Origin of the sequence: Paenarthrobacter sp. NPDC058040, assembly GCF_042885775.1 — a bacterium.
Classification (GTDB): Bacteria; Actinomycetota; Actinomycetes; order Actinomycetales; family Micrococcaceae; genus Arthrobacter.
The window spans coordinates 1-16,376 of record NZ_JBHVRN010000002.1 but is presented as its reverse complement, the minus strand read 5'-3'; the positions used below and the strand labels follow the sequence as shown (position 1 = coordinate 16,376).

Below are 16,376 nucleotides of genomic sequence, written 5' to 3'. Positions count from 1 at the left end.
CGGGTCAGAGTGGACCAGTGAACCTTCGTCATTCCCTGCTTGCCGTCCTCGTTGCCGTACTTTGGGGCATCAACTTCGTGGCCATCGACCTTGGCCTGCACCCTGCGGGTCACGACGTCCCGCCGCTGCTCTTCGTGGCCCTGCGTTTCCTGCTGGTTGTCTTCCCCTGCATCTTCTTCATCCGCAAACCGGACGTGGGCTGGAAGGCGATAGTCGGCGTCGGGCTCTTCATGAGTGCTGGCCAATTCGGGCTGCTGTACCTGGGCATGGCGTTGGGCATGCCGGCGGGGCTGGCCTCCCTGGTCCTGCAGGCGCAGGTACTGTTCACCATCCTGCTCGCCTCGCGTTTCCTCGGGGAGCGGCCGACGCGCCGGCAGATGGTGGGCGTCATCCTCGGCGTTGCCGGGCTGGGGGTGGTGGCGCTGGGTCGCAGTGCCGTGGCTCCCGTGCTGCCGCTCATGATCGTGCTGGCGGCAGCTTTGTCCTGGGCGGTTGGGAACGTGGTGGCCCGGCACTCGAAAGCGAAGTCCGGATTGGGCCTGGTGGTGTGGTCCGGCGCTGTGGTGCCTTTGCCATTGGCGGCCCTGTCCCTGGCGGTGGATGGCCCGGAAGCGGTGTTTGGGACGTTGGTTGACCTTCAGCCCGCGACCGTCTTGAGCGCGGTGTACACGGCCGTTTTCGCCTCGCTTGTTGGATACGGGATCTGGAACCGGCTCTTGACGCTCTACCCGGGTTCCGACGTCGTGCCGTTCACCCTCCTGGTTCCCGTGGTGGGGATGACCGCCGCGTGGCTGGTCCTCAACGAGGTCCCGACCACCGCCGAGATCCTTGGCGGCCTGGTCCTGCTCCTCGGCGTGGCAACGGCGGTGCTGGGCGTGCCCCGCAAACCCCACGTTGTGGGGCCCGCTGAACGCCTCAAGATTCCGGGTTAGGGCGCAGAGCGGGCCTCGCAGTGTGGGGGTCTTCCGTTGTGGGGCCCGTTGAACGTCCCCACCGCCGCCCTAACTTCGCACGCTCAGCCAGGTAACCCGGGCGGCGTGGGCCCTGCCAAGGAGATAGGGCGTAGATCGGGCCTCGCAAGGTGTGGCGTCGGGCTAGCGCTTGGGGGTTGGATTGCGTTGGCTGGAAACGTTCGACGGCGGCCGCTTGGCTGGCGTTGTTGATTTGGCGGGCGTGGTGCGTTTTACAGATGCTGCCTTAGGAACGCCCTTCGCGGGCGTCGCCTTCGTCGCGGTGGGCTTCGGCGAGGTCCGGGATGCAGGCGTGGCGCGGGGAGCCGTCCCCGAGGGACGCTGCGTTGGGCCGCGACCCGCTGCAGGCCTGGCCGCCGTCGGACGCTTGGCGGCCGGACGCCGTGCTGCCACCACGGGGGCCCGCGAACCGAAGGCCGGCCACACCGCGCCGAGGAACAGCACCACGAGGGTGCCCATCCCGGCAATCGCGGCCAAGTAGAAGTAGATGTCCGAGTCCTTGCTGCTGACCGCGCTTCCCAAGGCGTTTGCGTCCTGGTTGAACGCCAGGCCCCACATGCGCAGGAACGCGATGCCGAAGCCAATGAACAAGGCGGTGCCGGCAGCCGCGACGAGGACCACGAGGTAACGGCGACGATTGAAGACCTGGACCAGGGAAGCCAAATAGCACGTAAGGATCGCACCCAGGAGCAGGTACAGAACTACTTCCTCAAGGACGGCGGCGGCCAGGACCAGGAGGCCCAGGGAGACGAAGGCAGCAACGATCGCGAGCTTGCCGCTGTTCCCCATGTGACGCATGAGGTTAATCATCGCCGACCAATCGGCGACGCCACGCCGTCGTACATTTCGATTCAGTACCGTTGTGTGGCCTGGTATGCATCTCCGCAACGCGGAGGCTACTTGATGACGTACCCGTGCATGATGGTCATTACCGCGGCAACGCTCTGTTCGCGCGTGCGCTCGGGGTTGTAGGTTTGCCGGTCCAGCCCCACAACGAAGATCGCCCCGAAGATTGCCGCTTCCAGGCTTCCGCGGGCAATGGACGTGTCCACTTTGTACCAGGAAGCCACGCCCTCCACGGCTGAGCCGATGACGGCCAGGAGCTCTCCGCGAAGCTCGGCAAACACGGCACTCCACTCACCGGGAGCACGCCAGTTCTCGCTCACCCAGAGCCGGGCGAAGGAGGGGTAGTCGTCCATGAACTCCATCGCCTGGCCCACCATGTTGTGCATGGCTTCCAGGGGATCGGTGGTCTGCCCTTCGATGGCCTGGAGCCTGCCCAGCATGATGTCCACGCCGTGCCGCAGCAATTGGGCGATGAGGTCCGACTTGCTGCCGAAGTTGTAGTAGACCGTGCCCTTGGAAACGCCCGCTGCCGCAGCGATCTCATCCACGGTGACCCCTGCGGCGCCACGTTCGCCAATGAGTTCCATCGAAGCCTCGAACAAGCGCTGCTTGGTGGCGTTGGTGCGTTCCGGGCGGAGCTTCTTCCCGGTGGAACCAAGGTTGGAACCAACGCTGGAACCAACGGGCTCGGGCGTACTCATACTGCGATCTCCGGCTTCAACGTTTTCAGGGTCCACATCTTGTGCTTACGGACGGCCAAGGTGGAGAGCGCCGCTCCCAGCAAAGTGTATCCAAGGAGGCCCAGGACGGTTGGCCAGATCATGGACAGTTCGCCGCCATAGATCAGGTGGCGCATGCCCGTCACCACGTAGCCCATGGGCAGGACCTCGTGCACTACGTGCAGCGGCATGGGGGTGGTCTGCCAGGGGAACGTGCCGCCCGATGACACGAGCTGCAGGACCAGGAGGATCAGCACCACGAACTTGCCGGGCGTGCCCAGGAGAGCCACGATGCCCTGGATGATCGCGCTGAAGGCCATGACTGCGGCGAGCATGAACAGCCACATACCGATGGGATGCGCTGCGTTCAGCCCGAGGCCCAGGTTCACCACAACCGTCAGGATGGTGGCCTGCAGCACCGAGACCACGAAGAACGGGAGCCAGCCGCCCACAGCGATCTTCCACGCGGGGGCATTCGAGGCCAGCGCACGCTGGGTGATGGGACGCATGGCCTGGACCAGCATGAACACCCCGATCCAGAGGGCAAGCGTGAGGAAGAACGGTGCCAGGCCCGCGCCGTAGGAGTTGGCCTTGGCCTGCGAAACGTTCTCCACGGCGACGGGGTCCGCGATCACCTTGGACACGTTGCTCTTTTGTTCATCGTTGGGGTTCGGGATGTCGCCGGCCCCCTTCGCCAGTTCCGAAGCGAGCGTGTGCGCCCCGTCCGATGCAGTGACCGCGCCGTTGGCAAGTTGTCCCGCGCCGTCGTCCAATTGGCGGGCGCCGCCGTCGAGCTTGATGGCGCCGTCAAGGGCGGTCTGCTGGCCGGCCGCCAACGAAGCCGCGCCGGTGCTGAGCTGGCCTGCACCCGCGGAGGCTTTCGAGATGGCGTCAGTCAGTGCAGGTGTAGCTCCAGCGAGCTTCGCGGCGCCTGCGCTGACAGCTGCCGAGCCGTCCGAAAGCTGCTGGATCTTTGCCGCGTCTCCGGCGATTTTTGCCTTGGCATCCGTGACTGGGCTGGAGGCCGCGGCGGCGTCGAAGTTGGCCAGGACCTTGTCAGCCTGTTCCTGGGTCAAAACGCCCGAGGCTACGAGCTTCGCGTTGGATTCGACCACCCGGTTCCGCAGGCCCTTGTCCGCAGCTTCCAACTGCCCGACGACGTTTTGGACTTTCGCGTTCAGCTCAGCGTTGCCGGCGGCTACTTGGGCTGCGCCGTCGGCCAGTTTTTGCGAATCGGCGGGCAAGGTGGCGGTCTTGTTCTTCAGCTCCGTGAGGCCGGAGCTGAGTTGGCCCGCGCCCGTGTTGAGCTGGTTGGCGCCGTCGCGGAGCTGGGTCTGTCCGGCAACGAGCTGGTCAGCGCCAGTGGCGAGTTGCGACGTGCCATCGTGCAGGGTGGCTGCGCCGTCGCTGAGCTTGCCCACGCCGTCCGCCAACTGCCCGGCACCATCAGCTGCTTTGACGATCGAGGCATGGATGGTGCCGAAACCGGTGAGGAGTTGGTTGGCGGTTTCCTCGCCCACTTCCTTGGCCACCGTGGAGTGGACGGCCGTGGTGAGCTTGTCCACGATGGTGCTCAAGAGGTAGTTGTTCGCGTCATTGGTGGTGACGTGCAGCATGGCCTGGTTGGCGGCGTCGAAGTTGCCGGGGGACACCAGGTTTGCGGAGAAATCCTCGGGAATGCGCAGTGCGAACGCATACTCGCCGGACTTCACCCCGGCGTCCGCGGCCTCGGCGCTGGAGACCTGCTTCCAGTTGAAGACATGGCCTTCCACCAGGCTGTCGGCAACCTTCTTGCCGGCCTGCAGCTCTGTTCCGTCCTTCGACGTGGCGCCGGTGTCTTCGACCACCAGCGCGGCATCGATCTGGTTCAGGTTGCCGTATGGATCCCAGTTCGCGTAGAGGTACACGGCGCCGTACAGCAGCGGAACCATGGTCAGGGCGAGGATGGTCAGCTTGGGCAGGAGCCCGCCGGTCATGCGCTTGAGTTCGGAGCGGGCAAGCCGCAGCACAGTCACTTTGCAGTCCTTTGGAGGTCGCGGTCTTCTTGGGATTCTTCGGCTCCGGCAACAGTGGTTTCGGGCTCGACGGCGGCGGGTGCCGTTTGGGTTTCGGGCTCGGCCTCTGCTTGGCCAGGCTCAGGCTCGGTTTCGGGCTCGGCCTCTGCTTGGCCAGGCTCAGGCTCGGTTTCGGCGACATGCGTCACCGAGTTGCCGATCACAGCCGCGGGTCCGCCCCATTCGTCCGGGACGGCACTGACGGTGGCGACGACGGCAAGCGGCCGCCCGGCGTCGGACGCCAGTGCCTGCAGCCGGGGCAACCAAGCCGCGGGGTCGGCGCTGTGCCGGTCCGGGGAGTCGACAACCAGGAGGTCCACCGCGGGATCGGCCAACGCCAGGGACGTCAAGAGTTCCAGGCGGCGGTTTGCGGAAAGCTGCTCGATCCAGAGTGCGGCAATGTCCTCGAAACGGTTCACCTTCAACCACGGCTTGCTCAGCAAGGCGCCCCGGTAGCGGCGGGGGATCAGGGAGAGGTCTTCGGTGACGAGGTCCCGCACGCTCAGGTGCTGCTCCGGCTCGTTGACGCCGGGGGAGTCGATCAGCGCGCTCGCGAGCCGGATCTTCTTGGTCTTGGTGGTGTTGTCCCAGCTTAGGATGCCATCGCTGGGCTTCATCCGGCCGCTCAGGGCGAGCGCCAATGCAGTGCGTTGGTCCTGGCCTTCGCCGGCTACGAGTATGAGTTCGCCGCGTTTGGCTTCGAGGGAGGTGGGCGGCAGGAGGTCGGTCCGGCGGCCGTTGATCTGGAGTTGCTGTACGGACAGCATGTGATCCCTTCAAGGGTGATGGGTTCTTGTTCTGCATCGATTCTAACTAAACTGACCAGTCAGTTCAAATAGAGTCCTCTCACTTGCCGCTCCAACCCGGCGTAGGCTTCTCCCATGACTGCCGAAAACTCCCGCGAATTCGATGTGATCGTCATTGGCGCAGGTGCCGTGGGGGAAAACGTGGCGGACAGGGTGGTCCGTGGCGGATTGTCGGCGGTGATCATCGAGAGTGAGTTGGTGGGAGGCGAGTGCTCGTACTGGGCGTGCATTCCTTCCAAGGCGTTGCTCAGGCCCGGAACGGTGCTGCACGCTGCGCAACTGGTACCTGGTGCCACTGAAGCCGTCACGGGAGTGGTAGATGCCGGGGCCGCCCTGAAACACCGTGACTGGTTCACGAACAACTGGCAGGACGGGAGCCAGGCGGAGTGGCTCGATAGCGCGGGCATCGAATTGATCCGCGGACGCGGGCGGATTACGGGTCCGCGCGAAGTCCAGGTGGACGGACTCGATGGCAACAGTTATGCGCTCAAGGCCCACTATGCCGTGGTAATCGCCACGGGGTCGACGCCCACCATCCCGGGTATCGAGGGCCTGTCCGATGTCCCGTTCTGGACCACCCGGGGCGCAACCGCCGCGAAGAAGGTCCCACGCCGGCTGGTGGTGTTGGGTGGCGGCGTTGCCGGTGTTGAACTGGCTCAAGCTTTCGCGCGCCTCGGCTCCGACGTAACCGTGGTGGCAAGGGGGCGCCTGCTCAGCAGTTACCCGGAAGAAGCCGCGAACCTCGTCCTTGCCGGCCTCCGCGCGGACGGCGTCACGGTCCACGTGCATACGGACGTCCGGAAAGTGGAGAAGAACGACGACGGCTCGGTCACCGTAACGCTCGACGGCTCGACGCTCGACGCCGATCAACTCCTGGTTGCCTCAGGCAGGCACCCCTCGCTGGCCAATCTGGGCTTGGAGAGCGTAGGCATTGCCGCCGAGGATGGAAAGCTCCGGCTCACCACGGATCCCAGCGGCTTGGTGGACGGGCCGGCCAGCGATGGCACCAGCGGTCTATGGCTCTACGCGGCCGGGGATGCCGCGGGCAAGGTACTCCTGACTCACCAGGGCAAGTACGAGGCGCGGGCTACCGGGGACGCGATCGTGGCCCGGGCCCGCGGCCACCTGCGTGGAACCCCCAAACCATGGAGCTCCCTGGCCCACACGGCCAACGATCATGCCATCCCCAGCGTCGTCTTCACGGACCCGGAAGTCGCTTCGGTGGGACCGTCCCTGGAGCAGGCGTTGCTGCAGGGGAAGAACGTCACAGGGGTGGAACTGCCCATCAACGTCTCCGGGTCCCAGCTGTACGCGTCCGACTACAAGGGCTGGGCGCAGATCGTGGTGGATGAAGACCGCAAAGTAATCCTCGGCGCCACCTTCGTAGGCCCGGGTGTTGCGGAGTTGCTGCATTCGGCCACCATCGCGATTGTTGGCGAGGTGCCCTTGGACCGGCTGTGGCACGCTGTGCCGTCGTACCCCACCATCAGCGAGGTATGGCTGCGGCTGCTGGAGAAGTACGGGCTCTGACGCTCGCGCGACTCGGGGGTCTAGGCCTGCAGGGCGTCCTTGAACCAGCCCGTGATCGTCGCGGGATGCGTGATCGCGGTTCCAACAACCACGGCAAAGGCACCAGCATCGAGGGCCTGACGGGCCTGGGACGGGGTGTGGATGCGGCCCTCGGCGATCAACGGCTTGCCCAGCCCGGCGGATGCGATCTGCTCCAGGAGTTCCAGGTCCGGGCCGGCGGTCTTCGGGCGCTCGCCGGTGTACCCGGACAACGTGGTGCCAATCAGGTCCGCTCCGGCTTCGACGGCCACCACTGCGTCATCGAACGAACCGCAATCGGCCATGACCAGTGCATGTGACTCCGCGTGGATTCCGGTGACAGTCTCAGCCAAGGACAAGCCATCCGGACGGGAACGCCGCGTGCCATCGATGGCCACCACGTGTGCACCTGCATTCGCTACAGCCAGGGCATGCCGGAGTGTCGGGGTAATGAAGACGCCGTCGTGCCCGTCCTTCCAGAGGCCAATGACAGGAACTTCGACGGCGGAGCGCGTGAACTGCACGTCGGCCAGCCCTTGCACCCGGATCGCCGCGGCGCCGCCGATGACCGCCGATGCAGCCACCTGGCCAGTGGTCCGGGGATCGCGCATGGGCTCGCCGGGGTAGGCCTGGCAGGACACGATCAGCTGCGAACGCAGGGATTCGAGGGCTTCGGGGGTCAGGATCAAGGGTTCTTCCTTAACTGAGGATCAGTTTGGCCGCGCCAACAATGGCCGCGGTATTGCCGAGGGTTGCCCGGACAACGGGAACAGCCACCAGGGGAGCGAGGAGTTCTTCACGCAGGGCGGCTTCCATGGGCTTCCACCACAGGTCACCGGCGTCGGCCAATCCACCGGAGATCACTACGGTTTCGGGGTCCAGGATGTTGATGAGTCCGCCCACGGCCTGCCCGGCTGCGGTGGCGCCGAGCTCAACGGCCCGGCACGCAGCGGCGACATCGTCCGCGGAGGCTGCGGCAGCACCGGCGTCGTGCGCTTTGGCGGGAGTTCCGGACGCGAGCCCGAACACCTCCCGCGTATCGGCCGCGGCCGAACCAGAGCCGCCGAAGCGTAAGAACGAGTGGTGGATGGCGGGCCCGGAAGCAATGGCTTCAACGTGCCCGGAAGAGCCACAGACGCACGCCAAGGGTCCACCGGCGAACACAGCGTAGGGCGACGCAAAGTGTCCCATGTGCCCGCCCACAAAGCGGTGGCCAAGAAGTGGCGCTCCGTCCAGCACGAAGCTGCCGCCCACCCCGGTCCCGAAGGCAACCATGAGTGAACTCGTGGAACCGGCAGCCGCGCCAAGCCAGGCTTCGCCGAGGGCGTGGGCGTGGACGTCGTTGACCGCCCGGACACCGAGGCCCAGTCGCGCAGACAGCCCGGAAACAAGCGCTGTCCCGGCCCAGCCACGGATGGCATCCGTCGCGGAAACCACAGACCCGGCAACAGCATCAATGACCCCCGCGGAGCCGACACCGACGCCGGACACTGTCAGTCCGGCGTCGGCGGCGCGCTCCACCAAGCCCGTAACCAGCGTTGCGGTGGCGTCGAGGATCGCCTCGCCACCGGCACGGTTGAGCGTCGGAATGGTGTCCGACAGCAGCACCTCGCCAGAGGAGGAAACCACCCCGGCGGCGGTTTTGGTGCCGCCGAGGTCAACGCCGATCACGTGGGTCATGGAAGCTAGACCAGCCCGTTCCGTTCCAGGATCCCGCGGATCGCGGCAGTCTCGGAATCATTCAACGAAAGCATCGGCGGGCTCATGGTGTTGGACTCGATGACGCCCATCACCTGCAGGGCAGTCTTGAAAGCACCCAGGCCTGCAGCCCCGCCGGAAACGCGGCCGTTGGGGGTGTAGACGATCTCGAAGACGTCGGCCAGACGATCCTGCTCCCTTGCCGCGAGAGCCCAGTCGCCGGCCTGCGCGGCGTCGAAGAGACGGCGGTAGCCGGCCGGATCAACGTTGCCCAGGCCCGGAACAACACCTTGAGCGCCGCCCAGGAGGGCGCCGTCCACCACGACTTCGTGACCGGTGAAGATGTCGAAGTTGGGGATGTCCTTGGCTGCGAGGAGGAGCTGGCGGAAGCAAACGTCATCGCCGGAGGAGTCCTTGACACCGGCGATGACGCCGTCGCGGCCGAGGCGGACCAGGAGATCGGTAGGCAGCTTGAAGTGCGTCCGGACCGGCACGTCGTAGGCGAAGATCGGCTTCTGGATGGCTTCGTGGATGCTGCGGAAGTGGGTCTCGGTCTCCGCGACGTTGCCAATGGCGTAGTACATGGACGTGACCACGATCGCGTCGGCACCGAGGTCCACTACCTTGCGGGCTTCCTCGATAACGCGGTTGGTGGTCTGCTCGTTGGCGCCCACGATCAGCGGGACGGCCCCGGCGTTGGCGTCGGCGATGGTGGAGACCACCAGCTCGCGCTCTTCGTTGGTGAGGTAGGGGACTTCGCCGGAGGAGCCCAGGACGAACAGGCCGGACACACCGCCGTCGATCAGGTGCTTGGTGACGTTCTTCAGCGACGAGGTGTCGATGGTGCCGTCTGCGTGGCGGGGAGTGATGACCGGGGGAATGACGCCCTGGAATTGAGTGGACACAGAAATCTCCGTTGTTGGTAACTTGCGAAAGGAAAAAGCTAGATGTGAAGCAGGCTCGGTGCGGCGCCCAGCAGCTTCTTGGTGTAGTCGTTGCTTGGGTTGTCGAAGACCTGTGCGGCTGTGCCTTGCTCGACGATCTTGCCGAAGTACATGACGCAGATGCGGTCCGAGACGTACCGGACGGTCTGGATGTCGTGCGAGATGAAGACCATGCCGAGGTTCAGCTGGGTCTTCAGGTCGGAGAGCAGGTTCAGCACCTGTGCGCGGACGGAAACGTCCAGTGCCGACGTCGGTTCATCCGCCACGATGATGTCCGGGTCCAACGCCAGGGCGCGGGCGATCGCCACGCGCTGGCGCTGGCCACCGGAAACCTGCGACGGCGTCACTTCGGCTGCCGATTGCGGCAAGCCAACCAGCGCCAACAGTTCCTTGACCTTGGCAGCGCGGGACGCTGCGTTGCCGATGCCGTGGATCTGCAGCGGATCCGTGAGGATGTCCTGGATGGTCATGCGCGGGTTCAGCGCTGTTGCCGGATCCTGGAAGACCACGGAGACGGAGCGTCCGAACTGCTTGCGCATGGCCGCGTTCCGCTTGATGGCGGGCTTTCCGTGGAACAAGACCTTGCCCGACGTCGGCGGCTGGAGTCCCACGAGCACTGAGGCAAGCGTGGACTTGCCGCAGCCGGACTCACCGACGATGCCGACGGTTTCGCCGCGGCTGATGGTGAAGTCCACGCCGTCCACCGCTTTGACGATGTTCGGGCGGAAGAGGCCACCGGTCCGTGCCTGGTGGTAGACCTTGACGTCCTTGAGTTCGATCACTGGAGTGGCGCTCACTTGGCATCCTCCTTCAAATGGCTCGCCCAGTAGTGGTCCGCATCGTCCCCGTTCGCGGAGGCAACCGATGTGAGGACCAGTTGCTGGTTGGGATCGGCGTCGGGCCTCAGGGAGCGCGCCGCGAAGCGGTCACCGGTGGCGAAATCGCGCGGCGAGGGAACAGTGCCCGGGATCTGGTGGAGCCTCGCGGCGTCCGCCTCGATGGAGAGCACCGCGCCGAGCAAGCCCCGGGTGTACTCGTGCTTGGGGTTCTGCAGAAGTTCGGAAGCCTGTGCTGATTCCACTACCTGCCCGGCGTACATAACCGTGATGCGGTGCGCCAGGGAAGCCACCAGCGCGAGGTCGTGGCTGACGAACACCATGGCGAAGCCGAGCTGTTCGCGGAGTTCATTGAGGAGGTCCACAACCTGCTTCTGGACGGTGACATCCAGTGCCGTGGTGGGCTCATCCGCAACAACGATCTTCGGCGAACGGGACAGTGCCATGGCAATCAGCACGCGTTGGCGCTGGCCACCGGAGAGCTCGTGCGGGTAGCTGGCCAGGGTCCGGACGGGGTCCAGCTTCACCATTTCCAGCAACTCGGCAGGAGTCTTTCGACCGCCACGCTTGGTGAGCTGCTCCATCTGTTCCTTGATCTTCATGGACGGGTTCAGCGAGCTGAGCGCATCCTGGTAGACCATGGCGATCTGCTCGCCGCGCAGGCCCACGTAGGCCTTCGGGTTGCTGTGTTCCGTGGCCGGCTCCAGGAGTTCCTTGCCATCGAACGTGATTGAGCCGCTGATCTTCGCGGTCTTCGGCAGCAGGCCCATGACGGCGAGGGACGTGATGGACTTGCCGCAACCGGATTCCCCGACGAGACCCATGGTTTCGCCTTCGCGGACGGAGAAGGAGACGTTGTCCACGATCGCGATGTCCCCAAAACGGCCGGGGAAGCGGATAGACAGGTTCTTCACCTCGAGGACGTTGCGTGCGCCGGCCGATACCTGGGGGAGGCGGTCGGTGCGCTTCGCTTCGATCGAGGCAAGGAGTTCCAGTTCACGGTCCAGGAGAAGATGCGGGTTGGTGGCTGCGGTCCGGACGTCGGTGAGCAGGGCGGACTGGCCCAGCGCGTCGGTAAACGTGTCACCGGATGCCGCGCGGACGCCGTCGAGCTCGTGTTCCTCAACCACCGATGGTTGGGCGACGGACGTGGCAACCTCGGTGTCCACGGCGACGGAAGCCGAGGAGCCGTCGTCGTCCTTCACCACGGGAGCCCGGCGAAGCCTGGGGTTGACCATGGCGTCGGTGAGGCCCTCGGCCAGGATGTTCAGGGACAGGACAGTCAGCAGGATGGTCAGGCCGGCGAAGGTGGTGGCCCACCAGCCGCCGGACAGCACCAGGTTGCGGCCGTAGGAGATCACGTTGCCCCACGACGGAGCGGGATCCTGCACGCCGGCGCCCAGGAAGGACAGCGAGGCTTCCAGGATGATGGCGTCGGCCACCATGACGGTTGCGAACACCAGCACGGGGGCAGCAGTGTTGCGGACGATGTGCTTGACCAGGATGTAGAACCGGCCGGCACCGATGACGCGCTCGGCGCGGACATAGTCTTCGCCGTACTGTGCCAGGACGTTGGCCCGGACCACGCGCGCCAGTTGCGGCGTGTAGATGATGGCAATCGCGATGATGATGGTGGGAACCGAGTTGCCGAACGCGGCCAGCAATACGGCTGCGAGGGCGATACCCGGGAACGCCATGAGGATGTCCATGATCCGCATGATGATCTCGTTGACGGACTTGCTGGACGTTGCTGCGAAGGAGCCGAGGAGGGCGCCGACCAGGATCGCGAGGCCCACGGCGCCAAGGCCGATCATCAGCGAGGACTGGGCGCCAAACAGGAGGCGCGAGAAGATATCGCGGCCAAGACGGTCCGTGCCGAAGAAGTGTTCAGCGCCCGGTGGAGTGGCGGGGATGAACGTCTCCAGGGGATCGTGCGGGGCCAGAACCGGTGCGAAGACCGCCGCGAGGACAATCACGATGAGGAAGAGCAGGGCGATGCGGGAGCCCCAGGGCAGGGCCTTGAAACGAAGGCCCGGGGCGCTTAGCCGTTCTGCGAGCTTGCTGCGCATGAGCTATACCGTCCTGATTCGGGGGTTGATGAGCAGGTAGAGAAGGTCCACCACGATGTTCACCAGAACGAAGGTGACCGAGATGGTGAGCACCACGCCCTGGACCAGGTTGACGTCCAGGTTGGTGATGCCGTTGAGGATCAGTTGGCCCATGCCGGGCAGGGCGAAAATCATTTCAATCACGACGGCGCCACCCAGCAGGTAGCCGACGCGCAGTCCCAGCACGGTCACCGGGGTGACGAGGGCGTTGCGGAGGACGTTCCTGGAAACAACTTCGCGGTAGGGGACGCCGTTGCCGATGGCGGTGCGGACGTAATCCCGGTCGAGTTCTTCCACCATGGACGTCCGGACGACGCGGATCAGCGAGGCTGACACCGGAATGCCGAGCGCCAAAGCCGGGAGGGCCATGGAGTTGAGCCAACCGCCAAAACCGGATTCCGGCGTCGCAATACCGCCGGAGGGGAACATCGGGTTCTCACCCAGGGCGAACCACTGGATGAGCAGGATGCCCAGCCAGAACGAGGGCGTGGCGATCGCGGCGATGGAGAAGACACGGACCAACTGGTCCTGCCACTTGTCGCGGTAGAGGGCGCCGAGGATGCCGAACGCCAGGGACAGGACGATCGCGATGAGCACGCCCAGGAAGGTGAGCTGCAACGTCAGGGGGAACGCCGAGCCGATCATGGAAGCCACCGACTTGGCCGGTGGAGTGGTGACGCCGAGGTCGAACTGCAGGAGCTTGCCCAGGAAACGGAAGTACTGCAGGAAGATGGGGTCGTTGAGGCCGTTCTCCTGGCGGTACTGCTGCTTGGCTTCTTCACTGGCGCCGTCACCGAGGGCCGAGCTGGCCTGGTCTCCGGGAGCGGCCTGCAGGACGAGGAAGACGAGCAACGTAATGCCCAGGATCATTAATGGCAATGCTGCAAGTCTGCGGCCGAGCAGACGCAATATCGTGACCAATGTGTTCTCCGGTTGGTAGGGGTTTGCGTGGCCCGCTCTGCGCGTTAAGTGGGGGCGTTAGCGCGCAAAGCGGGCCCCGCAAGGTCTGGTGGACCGCCTAGGCGGTACGTCCGACGTCGACGAACGACAGGCCCGTGGTGGGCAGCGGCTTGAAGCCGTTGAGCTTCTTCTCGTCCCATGCGCTGGGAAGCTGGCGGTGGAAAATCGGGTAGAGCGGTACTTCTTCGGAGACGAGGTCCACGATTTCTCCCACGGTCTTCTTGGCAGCGTCGCCGGATGCCTGCGAACCCTTGTTCATGAGGTCCTGCAGCTTGGTGCGTTCCGGTGTGGTCCAGAAGGCACGCTTCTCCATCCACGTGGCGCCCGAGTAGAACCAGCTCAGGAGCAGGTCCGCGTCGTTGCCGAAGACGGAAGGATCGCCGGGGGCAGCAACCACGGTATAGTCGCCCTTGCCCACGCGGTCGCTGTACAAGGCACCGGACTGCAGGTTCTTGACCGTGACCTTGACGCCCGGGATCTTGTTCCAGGACTCGAGGATCAACGGTGCAACGTCCTTGACCCAGGCAGTGTCCGTGGTGAGCAGCTCGAATTCGAGGTTGCTGACGCCGGCCTGCTTGAGGAGGTCCGCAGCCTTGGAGGCGTCGTAGCCGTAGACGTTCTTGGCCTTGACGTAGTCCGGGTGGCCTTCCTGGAAGTAGGAGCTGGCGGCCTTGGCGTTGCCGAACAGGGCCTTCTTGATGATGGCTTCCTTGTCCATGCCGTAGTGCAGGGCCTGGCGGACCAGCTTGTTGTCGAAGGGGGCCTTGGCGCAGTTGAACATGAGGAACAGCAGGCCGAAGGACTGGACTGATTCAACCTTGACCTTGGACTTCAGCCCATCCACGTCCAGGTAGGGAACATCTTCGATGGCCTGGACACGGCCGGACTGGACTGCGGTCACGCGGGCGGCAGCATCGGAGAGCAGCAGCCAGTTCATGCCCTTGGCCAAGGCAGGCTTGGGGCCGTTGTAGTCGGCGAACGCCTCGAACACGATCTTGTCGTCCTTGACCGCGGACACCAGCTTGTAAGGGCCGGAACCGACTGGCTTGGCGTCGAAGGCCTTGAGGTCCGTGGCGAGTGCCTTCGGGACGATCTTGACCACGGAAATGCGGGGTCCGAAGCCCGGGAAAGCGTACTTGAGGGTGAACTCCACTGTCTTGGCATCAACCGGCTTCACATCCTGGATGAACGGGATGAACTGGGAGAACAAGGACTTGTTGGCCGGGTCCATGACGCGGGTGAAGGAGAACGCCACATCTTCGGTGGTCACGGGGGAGCCATCGTGGAACTTGGCACCGTCGCGGATGGTCACCTGGTACGTTGTGTCGCTGACCTTCTTGGGGTCGGACGCAGCGAGGGCGTTGTATGGCTGGCGCGTGGCCGGGTGCAGTTCGATGAGGCCTTCGAAGATGTGCAGGTTGGCCGCCATGGGCGTTGCGCCGGAGGAGCTCAGCGGATCGAAGCCAGTGGAGAGGGCGTAGGAGATGCCCGCCTCGATGATGAGGTCCTTGTTCACCGCCGCTGTGTTGCTCTGGTTGCTTGTGGTGGTGCTGGCTGCTCCGCCGCACGCAGAAAGGGTTGCCGTGAAGGCGGCCGCTGCACCAACTGCGCCGCTTAGCTTCAGGAAGTTCCGGCGGCTGGCGTCGTTGACCAGCGGCAGGCTGTTGATCGTCTTGCTCATAGGGTGCCTCACCATTCGAGTTATGTGGGTTATCGGATGTAGGACGTCCGATGCTCGTAGAGAAACTGTAAGGGCGGTCACAACGGAACGTCAAGTGAGAATCAGGTCACGGGAGGGTGCCAGGGGCTCCACCCGCGCCTTCGTGACCGACGGTGCGGGCCAGTATTGGCGGGAAATCCAAGGAATTCCCGGTACATACTTATCAAGGACGTGGGACATCCGATATTGTATGTTGCGAGTCACTCATTCTGTGGTGGGCGCTAAGCTCGCCTCAATATTAACACCGCGCCCTCCGGCTGTACCGGCGGACGCATTGGCAAGGAGAGCGCCATGACAACTTCCGGTGTGGTTCCGCAAGCGCGGTTCAGTGCGCAGGCACGCCTGCGGGCTTTGCAGTCGGACATTATGGAACTGATCCTTGAGCGCGAGCTCGAAGCGGGAGACCCCTTGCCGACGGAGAGCGAGCTGTCCGTCGCCCTCGGCGTTGGCCGCAATACCCTCCGCGAATCCCTCAAGGTGCTCCAGGCGCTCGGTGTGATCGAAATCCGCCACGGCTTTGGCATGTTCGTCGCTCCCAGCAATTTCGACGCCCTTGCGGACGGCCTCACCTTCAGGGGCCGGCTCTCGCTCCGCCATCAGGGCCTCGAAGCTTTGCAGTTGGTGGACGTCCGCCAGGCCCTGGAGTCCGGATTGATCGGCTCGTCCATCGACGTTATGACGGCCGAGCAGTTGTCCTCCATCGAAGAGTCCGTCAAGCAAATGGAAGAGCTTGCCGCGGCCGGGGAGAACTTCGTTGCTGCCGACGCGGAATTCCACCGCCGCCTCTTCGAGCCCCTCAACAACGAACTCCTGATCAACCTCATGGGCGTGTTCTGGAAGGTCTACCGCAAGATCCACGTGGAGATCGGCGCTGGAAACGAAGACCTGGTGAAAACCGCGGCGATCCACCGCAACATCTATGCCGCCGTCGCCAAGGGGGACAAGGTCCTCGCGGCCGAACTGCTCAACCGCCACTTCGACGGCATCCGCCGCCGCATCAGCGAGGCTGTGGGCGAGTAACGCACCGAACGCAAGGGCCGCCGTCGTCACCCAACTGGGTCGCATTTGTGCGCGTTTTGAGGGGGGGAAAAACCCCCCACAGGGGCCGACCAAGGGTGGGGGCCGCCGCCCCCAGCCAAGAGGTGAGGGAGGCCAAGTGCGGAAGC

General features: G+C 64.8%; 14 protein-coding genes. 3 read left to right on the top strand and 11 right to left on the bottom strand.

The window, feature by feature from the left end:
* Nucleotides 1-17 precede the first annotated feature (17 nt).
* Nucleotides 18-932: an EamA family transporter gene (locus tag ACFVSJ_RS02905; RefSeq protein WP_387434217.1), complete on the top strand. Its 915-nt coding sequence runs from the start codon at nt 18-20 to the stop codon at nt 930-932.
* A 162-nt stretch (nt 933-1,094) separates the two neighbouring features.
* Here ACFVSJ_RS02905 and ACFVSJ_RS02900 read toward each other — a convergent pair whose 3' ends face one another.
* From ACFVSJ_RS02900 to ACFVSJ_RS02885, 4 genes are all read right to left on the bottom strand, one after another.
* Entirely contained in the window at nt 1,095-1,760 is a 666-nt protein-coding gene (locus ACFVSJ_RS02900) for a hypothetical protein (protein ID WP_387434215.1), read from the bottom strand.
* A gap of 107 nt (nt 1,761-1,867) precedes the next feature.
* Nucleotides 1,868-2,518 carry a TetR/AcrR family transcriptional regulator gene (locus ACFVSJ_RS02895; protein ID WP_387434213.1) on the bottom strand — a complete coding sequence of 217 codons (651 nt, stop codon included), beginning with the start codon at nt 2,516-2,518 and terminating at the stop codon, nt 1,868-1,870.
* The gene (locus ACFVSJ_RS02890; RefSeq protein ID WP_387434211.1) at nt 2,515-4,551 is read right to left on the bottom strand and encodes a YhgE/Pip family protein; all 2,037 of its coding nucleotides are present in this window, start codon (nt 4,549-4,551) and stop codon (nt 2,515-2,517) included. Before ACFVSJ_RS02890 ends, ACFVSJ_RS02895 begins: the two co-directional genes overlap by 4 nt.
* Nucleotides 4,548-5,357, bottom strand: coding sequence for an ABC transporter ATP-binding protein (locus ACFVSJ_RS02885; RefSeq protein ID WP_387434208.1), 810 nt, complete (start codon nt 5,355-5,357; stop codon nt 4,548-4,550). The genes ACFVSJ_RS02890 and ACFVSJ_RS02885 overlap by 4 nt, the downstream gene beginning before the upstream one ends.
* A gap of 114 nt (nt 5,358-5,471) precedes the next feature.
* On the opposite strand from ACFVSJ_RS02885, the gene ACFVSJ_RS02880 reads away from it, so the two are divergent.
* Entirely contained in the window at nt 5,472-6,926 is a 1,455-nt protein-coding gene (locus ACFVSJ_RS02880) for a dihydrolipoyl dehydrogenase family protein (protein ID WP_387434205.1), read from the top strand.
* A gap of 20 nt (nt 6,927-6,946) precedes the next feature.
* Here ACFVSJ_RS02880 and ACFVSJ_RS02875 read toward each other — a convergent pair whose 3' ends face one another.
* From ACFVSJ_RS02875 to ACFVSJ_RS02845, 7 genes are all read right to left on the bottom strand, one after another.
* Nucleotides 6,947-7,633 (bottom strand): N-acetylmannosamine-6-phosphate 2-epimerase, encoded by a 687-nt coding sequence (locus ACFVSJ_RS02875; RefSeq protein WP_387434203.1) that lies wholly within the window; start codon nt 7,631-7,633, stop codon nt 6,947-6,949.
* A 10-nt stretch (nt 7,634-7,643) separates the two neighbouring features.
* Nucleotides 7,644-8,624, bottom strand: coding sequence for an ROK family protein (locus ACFVSJ_RS02870; RefSeq protein ID WP_387434201.1), 981 nt, complete (start codon nt 8,622-8,624; stop codon nt 7,644-7,646).
* 5 nt (nt 8,625-8,629) lie between these two features.
* A complete protein-coding gene (locus ACFVSJ_RS02865) occupies nt 8,630-9,547 on the bottom strand; it encodes a dihydrodipicolinate synthase family protein (RefSeq protein WP_387434199.1) in 918 nt (305 codons plus the stop codon).
* Between the two features lie 38 nt (nt 9,548-9,585).
* Nucleotides 9,586-10,383, bottom strand: a complete 798-nt coding sequence (locus ACFVSJ_RS02860) for an ATP-binding cassette domain-containing protein (RefSeq protein WP_387434196.1) — start codon at nt 10,381-10,383, stop codon at nt 9,586-9,588.
* Entirely contained in the window at nt 10,380-12,491 is a 2,112-nt protein-coding gene (locus ACFVSJ_RS02855) for a dipeptide/oligopeptide/nickel ABC transporter permease/ATP-binding protein (protein ID WP_387434193.1), read from the bottom strand. Before ACFVSJ_RS02855 ends, ACFVSJ_RS02860 begins: the two co-directional genes overlap by 4 nt.
* A 3-nt stretch (nt 12,492-12,494) precedes the next feature.
* Nucleotides 12,495-13,451, bottom strand: a complete 957-nt coding sequence (locus tag ACFVSJ_RS02850; protein WP_387434191.1) for an ABC transporter permease — start codon at nt 13,449-13,451, stop codon at nt 12,495-12,497.
* Nucleotides 13,452-13,548: 97 nt separating this feature from the next.
* Nucleotides 13,549-15,171, bottom strand: coding sequence for an ABC transporter substrate-binding protein (locus ACFVSJ_RS02845; RefSeq protein ID WP_387434188.1), 1,623 nt, complete (start codon nt 15,169-15,171; stop codon nt 13,549-13,551).
* Between the two features lie 330 nt (nt 15,172-15,501).
* On the opposite strand from ACFVSJ_RS02845, the gene ACFVSJ_RS02840 reads away from it, so the two are divergent.
* Complete coding sequence (locus tag ACFVSJ_RS02840; RefSeq protein ID WP_387434186.1) at nt 15,502-16,230, top strand: FadR/GntR family transcriptional regulator; 729 nt, start codon at nt 15,502-15,504, stop codon at nt 16,228-16,230.
* Nucleotides 16,231-16,376 lie beyond the last annotated feature (146 nt).

Bases quoted from the DNA above. Each gene is read 5' to 3' on its own strand.
- ACFVSJ_RS02895 (WP_387434213.1), bottom strand. From the start codon at position 2,518: ATGAGTACGCCCGAGCCCGTTGGTTCCAGCGTTGGTTCCAACCTTGGT.
- ACFVSJ_RS02900 (WP_387434215.1), bottom strand. From the start codon at position 1,760: ATGGGGAACAGCGGCAAGCTCGCGATCGTTGCTGCCTTCGTCTCCCTG.
- ACFVSJ_RS02855 (WP_387434193.1), bottom strand. From the start codon at position 12,491: ATGCGCAGCAAGCTCGCAGAACGGCTAAGCGCCCCGGGCCTTCGTTTC.
- ACFVSJ_RS02870 (WP_387434201.1), bottom strand. From the start codon at position 8,624: ATGACCCACGTGATCGGCGTTGACCTCGGCGGCACCAAAACCGCCGCC.
- ACFVSJ_RS02845 (WP_387434188.1), bottom strand. From the start codon at position 15,171: ATGAGCAAGACGATCAACAGCCTGCCGCTGGTCAACGACGCCAGCCGC.
- ACFVSJ_RS02840 (WP_387434186.1), top strand. From the start codon at position 15,502: ATGACAACTTCCGGTGTGGTTCCGCAAGCGCGGTTCAGTGCGCAGGCA.
- ACFVSJ_RS02885 (WP_387434208.1), bottom strand. From the start codon at position 5,357: ATGCTGTCCGTACAGCAACTCCAGATCAACGGCCGCCGGACCGACCTC.
- ACFVSJ_RS02880 (WP_387434205.1), top strand. From the start codon at position 5,472: ATGACTGCCGAAAACTCCCGCGAATTCGATGTGATCGTCATTGGCGCA.